Raw genomic sequence first — 11643 nt, forward strand, 5'->3', positions numbered from 1 at the left:
AAGAATAAACTAATTATTCCTACAATAAGTAAAAAAAGTAAAATAAGGACTATTTTTATTTTTGAATTTTTTATCTGAATACCTTTTTAGGTTTAATTTTTCCGAATTATATAGTATAGAGACTAAAATTTAGGAGAAAAAAAGAAAATATTTTGATGAAACTAATTTTTAACAAAGAAAATAAATTATAAAATAAATAAAAATTTGAATGAATATTCATAAAATGTTAAAAATTATACAATTTAAAAGGGTGTTATTAATTATTTTTTATATAATAATTCAATAATTTATAAAGTAGCTAATCTGTAATTTTGTTAGGTTAAAATAAAAAATTCTAAGGAGTTCAATGTGGTTGCGCAAAAAGAAACGGTATTAGATGATTATGCATTTTTAGTTAGTGAAACGGATGAAGAGGGTGTTATATTATTTGCAAATAGTGATTTTTGTAAAATAGCAGAATATGGAATAGATGAGTTAATAGGACAACCTCATAGTATTGTAAGACATCCAGATATGCCAAAAGTTGCTTTTCAAGATTTATGGGATACTGTAAAAAGTGGTAAAGTATGGACAGGATATGTAAAAAATGCTACAAAATCTGGAGGATTTTATTGGGTTTATGCTACTGTTTATCCTTTTATTACTCAAAATGGAGCAAATGGTTATTTATCTTGTAGAAGAAAAGCTTCAAGAGATGAAATAGAAAGAGCCGAATATTTATATAAAGGTTGGATGAAAGAAGAGAAAGCTTCTTAAAAATTTTTTAGTTAAAAGAAGAATTAATAAAAAATTATAAAATAATTAATTCTTCTGCTTCGTGTAAATAATATCTTTGAAAATAGGAATAATATGATAAATTTACCAGAGATAGTAACAGAAAAAGAGATTGAAGATTTTTTTGAATTGATATCTAAAAATGTTAAAAGATTGAGAACAGAAAGAAATTTAAGTCAGTTGGAAGTTGCTTTATCTATTGGACAAAAATCCTCAGGATTTTATGCAAACACTGAAAATAATGCACATGGAAAGCATTTTAATTTGCTTCATTTACTTAAATTATCTAAGTTATTTGATGTAAAAATGGAAGAATTTTTTAAAGAATGAATAGTGCTAAAACATTCTTTTGAATTAAAAGAATGTTTTATAAATTGTTACAGTTAAAACTAGAAGGTTTAGAAGTAAAACATATTTTTTATATGAAGTTGATTTTACTCTGTCCTTTACTTTGATTCCAAAGTAAACTCCAATAAGTGAACCAATACCAACCATTGCTCCTTCTAAATAAAGCATATTTCCAAAGATTGAAGTTGAAATAAATCCACCAATAGATGAGAAAATTACAAAAAATAGTCCTAAAGCCGTTGCAACTTTTAAGTCATATTTTAAAAATCCAACTAAAATTGGAAGAAGTAATAAAGAACCACCAATCCCAATACTCATAGCCATAACTCCAACAAACATACCAATAAGAAGTAAAACTAAAAAGCTTTTATCATCTTGTTCTATGCTTTGTGAAGCTGGAGCTTTGAATATTGTATAAACTGTATAAAGTAAAGAAGCTATAAAAAGATATTGTAAATAGATATCTGGAACAGCAGGTAAAAAATATCCACTTACTATTCCTCCAATACTTGCTCCAACTCCTAAAATAGTTCCATCTCTTAAAAGCCCTTTAGTTTTTTTCGCATTTATGATTGAACCATAAATTGATGAAAAAACCATTTGCATAATAGATATTGCAACAGCTTCTTTCATCATAAATCCATAAACTAAAAGCATAGGAATTAATATACTTCCTCCACCAATTCCAAAAAAACCAGAAGTAAATCCAGTAATTAACCCTAAAATAACTAATGTATAATCCAAAATCACGCCTTTTTAGTAGAGTTTAAAGTTTCTATAAAAGAGTTATACTCTTTTTCAAGTTTTGCATCTTTTTCACTCACATCAATTCCCTCTTGTTCTTTTAGTGCTACTTCAAGAATAGAGATTCTTTCTATTAAATATTTAAACATCTCTTTATTTATATCTGGAAGTTCATTATGTGCAAGTTTACAAATCTTTTTATCTTTTCTAATAATTCTTGCAGGAACTCCAACTGCAGTTGAATTATCAGGAACATCTACCACAACAACAGAGTTTGCTCCAATTTTTGAGTTTTGCCCAACTGTAATATTTCCTAATATTTTCGCACCACTTCCAATAACTACATTTGATTTAATAGTAGGGTGTCGTTTACCTTTATCAAGACTTACTCCACCTAAAGTTACACCTTGATAAATCAAAACATCATCTTCAACAATAGTAGTAGATCCAATAACAACACCAATAGCATGATCAATAAAAACTCTTCTGCCAATAGTTGCAGCTGGATGAATATCTGTTTTTGTGCAAATAGAGCAAATACCAGTCATCATTCTTGCTAGTTTTTTGAACCCTTTTTTATATAGTCTATTAGCAATTCTATGATTTATTATTGCCCAAACTCCAGGATAGTTAAAAAATATCTCAAAGTTTGAGTCAAATGCAGGGTCATTTAGTTTTGGAACACTAAAATCCTCTTTTATTTGTTGCCATAAAGTTAAGTCTTTTTTATTCGTCATAATAGCTCCAAATAGTTTTTAAATAACTATTTTGATTTAAATATTTTTCTAATTCTGTATATATTTCAGGAGCTAGATTTTTATTTAAAATCATTTTTATTTCATCTGTATCATAATCTATATCTTCAAGAATATCGATGATTTTTTGTGATTCTAAAATCTTTTCAAGCTGAACTTCTCCCTCTTTAAATACAACATTTACTTCTGTTGGATGTGAAAAAAGATTATGTTTCATTCCTAAAGTATCTTGATATGCTCCAACATTGAAAAATCCTAAGAAATAATCCTCTTTATTTAGATTTACATCATGTAAATATAGAGGTTTTTTCATATCAAAAGGAATTTCTCCATCACTATCACAAGTAATATCCCATAACGAAGCACTTCTTGTTGGTTTTTTATCCAAATGAGTTATTGGCATGATAGGAAACTCTTGATTTATTCCCCAATAATCAGGCAATGATTGAAATAATGAAAAATTCAATAGATATTTTTCTTGAATATTTTTATCAAATTTTTTAAGTTCTTCATAATCATCTATTTGAAGTAATGAAATAGCTTTTTTTATAATTTGATGAGTTAAAATTTCAGCGTTTGATCTATCTTGTAAATCAATATATCCTAAATCAAATAGAGTTAAAAGTGATTCCATGTGGTCGATACTATCGTGCATAAACTCATAAGCTGTTTTTTTAGTCATATCTTTAAATAACTCATGTAATTCTGCAATTAAAGGAGGATTTACTTTTTTTAATTTCAAGTGACTTAATTCATATTCTGCTGAAAATAGTTCAAGAACTGGAGTTATAAGTACAGTTGAAGCCGCACTTATAAATCTTCCAGATTCTGTAAAAATATTTGGTTCATCAACACCTTTTTGTTTAGCAATCTCTTTTAATGTAAAAACAACATCATTTGCAAACTCTGAAAGAGAGTAGAATCTTGTTCTTTCATAAGCACTATATTCTACTGCTAATCCTCCACCAATATTTATTGATGATAGATTAATCGCTCCTAAGTTTTTAAGTTCTGCGTAAATATGACCAGATTCTCTTAAAGCTTTTTTTAGTGGTTTGATTGAATTCATAGCTGAACCAATATGGAAGTGAATCATAGTTAAATAGTCTACTAAATCATTCTCTTCCATAAGTTCATAAGCTTCTAAAATTTCAGTAGAAGTTAATCCAAATTTAGAATTTATACCTCCACTTTTTGCCCATAAACCACTTCCTCCACTATGAAGTCTTACTCTTAATCCAATATTTGGAGATTCTAATTTTGTTTCATTTAAAACTTCAATTATCATTTCTAGTTCATTTAAACCTTCAATAATAATAGTGATATTATGTCCCATACTTTTTGCAATAAAACATAAATGGATCATCTCTTTATCTTTAAATCCATTTATTGTAATTGGACTTCCTAAATTATTGTAAGTCATAGCTATGATTAATTCAGCTTTACTTCCAGCTTCTAATCCATAATTGTATTTTTTACCAGCGCTTGCAAGTGGATGAACAAAGTTTGGTAATTGATTAACTTTTAGAGGAAAAACAGCATTAAATTTTCCTTTATAATCATACTCTTTGATACTTGAATTAAATGTGGTATAAAGTGTTTTTATCTGCTTTTTTGTAATATGTGGAAATCTAAGAAGTAAAGGACCTTTAAACCCTTGTTTTCTTATCTTTTTTACAATTGAAATAATCGAAGGTTTGCAATCATGATTTATTTTTGCAACACCATCTTCGATAAAAAAGTTACCATCACTCCAGATGTCTATACCATATTTACTATTCACTTAAAATTCCTCTAACTTTTTATTTGTTTGTTCTTGTGTTTTTATATTTTTTATATAAATTGTTCCACTATTAAGTTCATTTTCACCAATTAAAGCAACAATATTTGCTCCTAGCTTTTCAGCTATTCCAAAATGTTTTCCAAAGCTTCGTGGCGTGTATTCTACTAAAGTTTTTGTTGTTTTTCTCTTTTTTGTTGCAGTTTTTATTACTGTATTTAAAGATTTCTCATCAAGCGCACCAAGATAAACTATATCCTCTTCTATTTTTGGCATTTTTATTAATTCTAATAATCTTTCAATACCAATAGCAAATCCAATTCCAGCTGTTGATTTTCCACCTAAAAACTCAACCAATCTATCATATCTTCCACCACCAGCTATTGCACTTTGAGCACCAATTTCATTGCTTACAAACTCAAAAGCTGTTTTGTTATAGTAGTCAAGTCCTCTTACTAAATTTGAATCAATTTCATAAGAGATATTATTAAAATCTAAAATCTCTTTTAATTTTTCAAAATCATCATTACAAGAATTACATAAATTATTTGTAATTTTTGGAGCATTTACCAATAATGATTGACATTTTTCATTTTTACAGTCTAAAACTCTGATTGGATTTGTCAAAATCCTTCTATTACAGTCTTCACAAAGTTCATCTTTAAAAGATGTTAAATGTTTTACTAAGCTCTCTTTATATGGAGGCATACACTCTTTACAACCCAGTGAGTTTAACTTTAAAATAAAACCTATACCAAAGAAGTCTAAAATTTCTTTTATCATAATAATTATATTTGCATCTTCGTAAACTGAGTCTATTCCAAATACTTCACAACCAAATTGGTGAAACTCTCTTAGTCTTCCTTTTTGAGGTCTTTCATATCTGAACATAGCCCCATAATAGTACCATTTATAGTTTCCACCAGCACGATCAAGTTTTTTTTCTACAAAGTGTCTTACAACTCCTGCTGTTCCTTCTGGTCGTAAACAAACATCATTTTCACCTTTATCTATGAATTGATACATCTCTTTATTTACGATATCGCTACTTTCTCCTACACTTCTTTTAAATAAAGCTGTCTCTTCTAAAAGTGGAGTTTCAAGATATGAAAATCCATAATTTTTAGCAATTTTTGAAGCATTTTCAATAAAATAAGTAAATAAAGTGCTTTCTTCATTTACTATATCTTTCATACCTCTTAAACTTTGAATAGTTTTTGTACTCTTTTGTTCACTATTTGACATTTAAAAAATCCTCTATTGTTTTTGCTATATCTTCTATTTTTAAACTTGCATCTATAAAAATATGATTAACATTTAATTTTTTTATTGTTTCTTTCATTCTATTTTGAATATTTATTAAATAATCAATTCCTCTTAATTCTATTGAATCATTTGCTTTTTGTGAAAGTCTAAATTTAAGCTCTTCTGGTGTTAATTCAAGTAAAATTATATGTGTTGGTAAAATATTTGAAGTTGCTATTAAATTTAATTCTACTAATTTATCTATTTCAAATTGATTTGCATAAGCAATTCCAGAAACTACCGATCTATCAGAAATAACCAAACTATTTTTATTTGGTTTTATAACTTCTTCAATATGTTCAGCACGATCAGCTAAAAATAAAAACATCTCTGCAATACTTGATTTTGCTTCACCACCAAGTGCCATCGCTCTTAATTTTATACCTAAAGCTGTTCCTCCTGGCTCTTTTGTAAAAATTGCATTTGGAAACTTCTTTTCTAAGATATTTAATTGAGTTGATTTTCCAGCAGTATCAATTCCCTCGATACTTACATACATTGCACAACTCTTGCAGGAACCAAATGTTCAAATTTACCATTAAATCTTATGATTTCTCTTACTATTGTAGAACTAACAAAGGCATTTTCTAGTGTTGGCATAAGATATAAAGTTTCCAATTTTTTGTTTATTGATGAATTTGCATATCCCATTTGTAACTCAAATTCAAAATCAGAAACAGCTCTTAATCCTCTAATAATTGTATTAATCTCTAAAGAAGCCGCCAAATCAACAAGCAAAGTATCAAAACCTAAAACTTTAACACCTTCTAAATGAGAAGTTGCAGCTTCTACAAATGCTACTCTTTGTTCATGCGAAAACATAGGTTTTTTTAATTCACTTTTTGCAACAGCAATAACTACTTCATCAAAAATATTTGTTGCTCTTTTTATAATATCTAAATGACCATTTGTAATTGGATCAAAAGTACCACTATAAATAGCTTTTTTATATGAGCCAATATTTGTATTTATCTCTTTTGACATAATCTATTTCCATCTTTTGTATAAGGTATTATCTATTTTTAATAAATCAAACCATTTTCCAATCAAAAAATTTTCCATATCTTCTAAACTTTGTTGATTACTATAATATCCTAAAATTGGAGGTGCAATTGTAACTCCTAATTTTGATAGTTTCAACATATTTTTTAATGAAATTGGATTAAATGGCATCTCTCTAGGAGCAATTATAATCTCTCTTTTTTCTTTTAGCATTACTGTAAAAGCTCTAGTTATTAAACTATCTGCTATTCCAACTGCACATTTTGCTAAAGTATTTTGGCTACATGGAAGAATAATCATTTTATCAACTTTAAAAGAACCAGATGCAATACTTGCACCAATATCAGAATCTTTAAATATTGTTATATTTTTTTCATCTTTAAATAGTTCTTTTGTTGATATATTATTTTCAAGTTTTAAAGCTCTTTTTGAACTTTTAGAAAATACTACAAATACCTCAAAATCTTTTGGAATTTGTTTTATAAAGTTTAAAGCAAGATTAACTCCACTAGCACCTGAAATTGCCACTGTTATTTTCAATGAAAACCTTTGATTTTATATATGAAAGTTGATAGTATCAAAAAACAACTTTGAATTCAATCGATTAAATTTCTTTAATTATAAAAGTAGTAATTTGTAAGTTTGAATTAATCTTATAAGTGCTAACATCTTGTATAAATTTTTGATAAAAATTAAACATATTGTTTAATAAAAAATATTTTAAATTTACTTAATAAAAAAGGATTTATTATGTCAAAAATCTTTACTTATATTAGAAATAATCAAAATAACGATAAATATACTCAAGAACAAAAAGAAGCAATTCAAGGGTATATTGTTAAACAAAATTTGCAAGTTTATAAAAATATTGAGATAAATATAGGCACACCAGCTGAAGAAAAGAATATTTTACAATTATTAGAAAATTGTGAAAAAAACTCAATAATTGTAGTTGCAAATCTAAATGTTTTTGGACGAACAATAGATACTATTTTAGAAATTGTAAAATTTTTGTTATCAAACAAAATTAGGATTTTAGTTGTGGAACAAAATCTTGATTTATTAGATGATAAAGATATGTTAACTCAGATGATTTTGGGCGTTATTTCTATGACTGTAACTTTAGAAAAAGAGTTGATGAGTCTACGAACAAAAGAGGCACTAACAGCCAAAAAACTAAATGGTATGGCTTTAGGTAAACCAAAAGGAACAATTCAAAAATCTAAGTTTGATTTACAAAGAGATAAAATCGAAGAGCTTTTAGGTGTAGGATTAAGTGTAAGAAAAATATCAAAATTATTAGGTTATAACAATCATATTGGGCTTAATAATTATGTTAAAAAAAGAAAAATAAAAGATAAAGTAAATGATAAATAGGTTAAAAACCTCTTTATTATGATTTAAAAAAAATATAGTAAAATAAAAATTACTAACAAAAAATGGAGAATTTATGAAAGTATTATTGATCAAAGATGTAAAAAGTTTAGGGAAAGCTGGTGAAATAAAAGAAGTAGCTGATGGATATGGAAAAAATTTTTTAATAGGAAAAGGTTTAGCGTTACACGCAACGACTGAAGTATTAAATAAACATAAAGCAGAACAAAAGAAATTAGCACTTAAAGAAGAACAAGAAATAGCACAAGCTAAAGAATTAGCTGAAAAATTAAATGCTACAAAATTAACAATTAAACATAAAGTTGGAGCAAATGGGCATTTAATTGGAAGTGTAACAAATAAAGAAGTTAGTGATGCACTAGAGCAACAATTTTCAATTATGATTGATAAAAAAAATATTGCATTAGATAATAAAATAAAAACTATTGGAATTTATGAAGTTGATTGTAAATTAGGACATTCAATTCATGCAAAATTAAAAATTGATGTAATTGCGGAGTAATTTGTATGTTTGATGCTACAACGATACTTGCATATAAAGGTAAAAACAAAGCAGTAATCGGAGGTGACGGTCAAGTTACTTTTGGAAATACTGTTTTAAAAGGAAACGCAACAAAAATTAGAACACTTTATAAAGACCAAATCTTAGCTGGATTTGCTGGAAGTACAGCTGATGCTTTTAATCTTTTTGATATGTTTGAAGGACATTTAGAAGCTTGTAAAGGTGATTTATTAAAATCAGTTATTGCTTTTTCTAAAGAGTGGCGAAAAGATAAAGTTTTAAGAAGATTAGAAGCTATGATGATAGTTTTAAATAAAGAAAAAATATTTATTTTAAGTGGAAATGGTGATGTCGTTGAACCAGAAGATGGAGCAATTGCTAGTATTGGAAGTGGTGGAAACTTTGCTATTTCTGCAGCACGAGCTTTAGCAAAACACTCAAGTTTGGATGAAGAAGAATTAGTTAAAGAGTCACTTATGATTGCTGGAGAACTTTGTATTTATACAAATCAAAATATAAAAATATTAAAGTTAGAGGATTAAAAATAATATGGATATGACACCAAAGCAAATAGTTGCTTATTTAGATGATTATATCATTGGGCAAAAAGATGCAAAAAAAACAATAGCATTAGCTTTAAGAAATAGATATAGAAGAATGAGAGTTGAGCCAAAACTTCAAGAAGAGATAATGCCAAAAAATATTCTAATGATAGGGAATACTGGTGTTGGTAAAACTGAAATAGCAAGACGACTTGCTAAAATGATGGGATTACCTTTTGTAAAAGTGGAAGCGAGTAAATATACTGAAGTTGGATTTGTAGGTCGTGATGTTGAATCTATGATTAGAGATTTAGTATATGAAGGAATTAATCTAGTAACAAAAGAATTTGAAGAAAAAATCAAAGATAAAATTGATGATGAAGTAAATAAAAAAATCATAGAAAAACTTGTTCCACCACTTCCTGATAGTGCGAGTGATAGTGCAAAAGAGGCTTTTATTAAAACATACAATACTATGGAAAAAAAGCTTCTTGATGGTTCTTTAGATGATAAGAAAATCGAGATAGAACTTCCTAAAAAAGCACATGTTGAAATAATTGATTCAAGTTTACCTTTTGATATGAGCTCTATGCAAGAAAGTTTAAATAAAATGCTTGGTAGTTTAAATAAAGATAAAATCAAAAAAGAAGTTACAATCAAAGATGCCAAAATTTTATTAAGAAGTGTTGCAAGTGAAGGTTTACTTGACCAAGAAGCAATAAAAATTGAAGCTTTAAAAAGATGTGAAAACGGTGGAATAATCTTTTTAGATGAAATTGATAAAATCGCTTCTGGTAAAAAAAATAATGGACAAGATCCATCAAAAGAGGGCGTTCAAAGAGATTTACTTCCAATAGTTGAAGGAAGTAGCGTTCAAACAAAATTTGGACAAATAAAAACAGATCATATTTTATTTATAGCAGCTGGTGCATTTCATGTATCAAAACCAAGTGATTTGATTCCTGAACTTCAAGGAAGATTTCCTTTAAGAGTTGAACTTGAAGCTTTAGATGAAGAGGCATTGTATAAAATTTTAACAAATACAAAAAATTCACTTCTTAGACAGTATAAAGCACTTTTAGAAGTTGAAGGTGTTGAGTTAGAATTTGATGATGAAGCAATAAGAGCTTTTGCTAAATATTCAGTTACAGCAAATGAAAAAACTGAAGATATAGGTGCTAGAAGACTTCATACAGTTATAGAAAAAGTTATTGAAGATATCTCTTTTGAAGCCGATGAAAAAAAAGGTACAAAAGTAGTTGTTACAAAAGAACTTGTTTCTGATAAACTAGATGATATTGTTGATAATGTAGATACGGCAAGATATATACTATAATTTAATAATATTTTGATACAATAATTTTAACAACAAAAAAGGGGTTTTTTCTATGAAAGTTATAACATTTTGCGAAATTGATGAATCTTTGTTTAATCCTGAGTTTAATGTGGAAAATTTTCACTCAAAAACTGGAGAATTGGCTGATATAGTTATTTTAGATATTCAAACAATTTTCGAATATGAAGAAAATAAACATCAAATTTCTAAAGAAAAATATGTTTCAATAGCGATAATTGAAGATGAAAGTGATTATGATGCTTTTAAAAATTTTGGAATTGATGCTTGGATAAAAATGTCAGATATTTCACAAATAAATAATCTTATAAACCTGCTAAATAAGAGATTCTTATCTTAACAAAGGAACTCTTATAATTATAGATACTCATTGTCATTTAGACAACAAACAATACTATGAAGATATCGATAATGTTATATCAAATGCACTTCAGCATGGTGTAAAGGGATTTTTAATCCCTGGTGCTGATTTTAATGATTTACCACAAGCCGTTAAATTAGCTGAAAAATATAATGAAGTCTATTTTGCTGTTGGAATTCATCCTTATGATATAGATATGTATGATGAAAATATTATGGAAAAATATGTAAATCATCCAAAATGTATAGCTATTGGTGAATGTGGTTTGGATTATTATAGACTTCCTGAAGATGAAGAAGAAAAACTTGCAAATATTAAAAAACAAAAAGAGATATTTATATCTCAAATAGAGTTTGCAAAAAAATATAAAAAACCTTTAATAATACACATTAGAGAAGCTTCAAATGATTCAAGACAAATCTTGATTGATTATAATGCAAAAGAAGTTGGTGGAGTTTTACACTGTTATAATGCAAGTGAACATTTACTACCTCTAGCTGAACATAATTTTTATTTTGGAATAGGTGGAGTATTAACTTTTAAAAATGCAAAAAAACTTGTAGAAGTTTTACCAAAAATTCCTAAAGATAAATTATTGATAGAAACAGATGCTCCATATTTAACTCCTCATCCTCATAGAGGTGAAAGAAATGAGCCTTTTTATACTACATTCGTATCTTCTAAAATGTCAGAATTATTAAATATTAGTGATGAAGAGATTCAACAATTGACTACAAATAATGCAAAAAAATTATTTAAAGAGTTTTCTAGCCTTTCTTAG

15 protein-coding genes are annotated in these 11643 nt (G+C 27.2%); 8 read left to right on the plus strand and 7 right to left on the minus strand.

What is annotated here, in order from left to right:
• Positions 1-348: 348 nt before the first annotated feature.
• Together B0175_RS06065 and B0175_RS06070 are read left to right on the plus strand one after the other, a co-directional pair.
• The gene (locus B0175_RS06065; RefSeq protein ID WP_108527748.1) at positions 349-756 is read left to right on the plus strand and encodes a PAS domain-containing protein; all 408 of its coding nucleotides are present in this window, start codon (positions 349-351) and stop codon (positions 754-756) included.
• 93 nt (positions 757-849) lie between these two features.
• On the plus strand, positions 850-1104 hold the full coding sequence (locus tag B0175_RS06070; RefSeq protein ID WP_020847789.1) for a helix-turn-helix domain-containing protein: 255 nt from the start codon (positions 850-852) through the stop codon (positions 1102-1104).
• A gap of 24 nt (positions 1105-1128) precedes the next feature.
• On the opposite strand, the gene B0175_RS06075 is transcribed toward B0175_RS06070, so the two are convergent.
• Genes B0175_RS06075 through B0175_RS06105 form a run of 7 tightly spaced genes read right to left on the minus strand, consistent with a single transcriptional unit; the run spans position 1129 to position 7248 of the window.
• On the minus strand, positions 1129-1866 hold the full coding sequence (locus B0175_RS06075; protein WP_108527749.1) for a sulfite exporter TauE/SafE family protein: 738 nt from the start codon (positions 1864-1866) through the stop codon (positions 1129-1131).
• 2 nt (positions 1867-1868) lie between these two features.
• Positions 1869-2603, minus strand: coding sequence for a serine O-acetyltransferase (gene cysE / locus B0175_RS06080; protein WP_108527750.1), 735 nt, complete (start codon positions 2601-2603; stop codon positions 1869-1871).
• Complete coding sequence (gene speA / locus B0175_RS06085; protein ID WP_108527751.1) at positions 2593-4404, minus strand: biosynthetic arginine decarboxylase; 1812 nt, start codon at positions 4402-4404, stop codon at positions 2593-2595. The genes cysE and speA overlap by 11 nt, the downstream gene beginning before the upstream one ends.
• Positions 4405-5646: a histidine--tRNA ligase gene (gene hisS / locus B0175_RS06090; RefSeq protein WP_108527752.1), complete on the minus strand. Its 1242-nt coding sequence runs from the start codon at positions 5644-5646 to the stop codon at positions 4405-4407. It abuts the gene before it with no gap.
• Positions 5636-6205 carry a dTMP kinase gene (tmk, locus tag B0175_RS06095; protein ID WP_108527753.1) on the minus strand — a complete coding sequence of 190 codons (570 nt, stop codon included), beginning with the start codon at positions 6203-6205 and terminating at the stop codon, positions 5636-5638. Before tmk ends, hisS begins: the two co-directional genes overlap by 11 nt.
• Positions 6196-6690, minus strand: a complete 495-nt coding sequence (gene coaD, locus B0175_RS06100; RefSeq protein WP_004509152.1) for a pantetheine-phosphate adenylyltransferase — start codon at positions 6688-6690, stop codon at positions 6196-6198. The genes tmk and coaD overlap by 10 nt, the downstream gene beginning before the upstream one ends.
• 3 nt (positions 6691-6693) lie before the next feature.
• Positions 6694-7248 carry a UbiX family flavin prenyltransferase gene (locus B0175_RS06105; RefSeq protein ID WP_108527754.1) on the minus strand — a complete coding sequence of 185 codons (555 nt, stop codon included), beginning with the start codon at positions 7246-7248 and terminating at the stop codon, positions 6694-6696.
• Between the two features lie 210 nt (positions 7249-7458).
• On the opposite strand from B0175_RS06105, the gene B0175_RS06110 reads away from it, so the two are divergent.
• The 6 genes from B0175_RS06110 to B0175_RS06135 all read left to right on the plus strand — a co-directional run bounded on the left by B0175_RS06110 (position 7459) and on the right by B0175_RS06135 (position 11643).
• Positions 7459-8085 carry a recombinase family protein gene (locus tag B0175_RS06110; protein WP_108527755.1) on the plus strand — a complete coding sequence of 209 codons (627 nt, stop codon included), beginning with the start codon at positions 7459-7461 and terminating at the stop codon, positions 8083-8085.
• A gap of 73 nt (positions 8086-8158) precedes the next feature.
• Positions 8159-8605, plus strand: a complete 447-nt coding sequence (gene rplI, locus B0175_RS06115; protein ID WP_108527756.1) for a 50S ribosomal protein L9 — start codon at positions 8159-8161, stop codon at positions 8603-8605.
• 5 nt (positions 8606-8610) lie between these two features.
• Positions 8611-9147 carry an ATP-dependent protease subunit HslV gene (gene hslV, locus B0175_RS06120; protein ID WP_004509157.1) on the plus strand — a complete coding sequence of 179 codons (537 nt, stop codon included), beginning with the start codon at positions 8611-8613 and terminating at the stop codon, positions 9145-9147.
• A 7-nt stretch (positions 9148-9154) separates the two neighbouring features.
• Positions 9155-10483, plus strand: coding sequence for an ATP-dependent protease ATPase subunit HslU (hslU, locus tag B0175_RS06125; RefSeq protein WP_108527757.1), 1329 nt, complete (start codon positions 9155-9157; stop codon positions 10481-10483).
• A gap of 52 nt (positions 10484-10535) precedes the next feature.
• Positions 10536-10841, plus strand: coding sequence for a hypothetical protein (locus B0175_RS06130; protein WP_108527758.1), 306 nt, complete (start codon positions 10536-10538; stop codon positions 10839-10841).
• Positions 10842-10854: 13 nt separating this feature from the next.
• A complete protein-coding gene (locus tag B0175_RS06135) occupies positions 10855-11643 on the plus strand; it encodes a TatD family hydrolase (RefSeq protein ID WP_108527759.1) in 789 nt (262 codons plus the stop codon).

The organism is Arcobacter lacus (assembly GCF_003063295.1).
GTDB classification, from domain to species: Bacteria; Campylobacterota; Campylobacteria; order Campylobacterales; family Arcobacteraceae; genus Aliarcobacter; species Aliarcobacter lacus.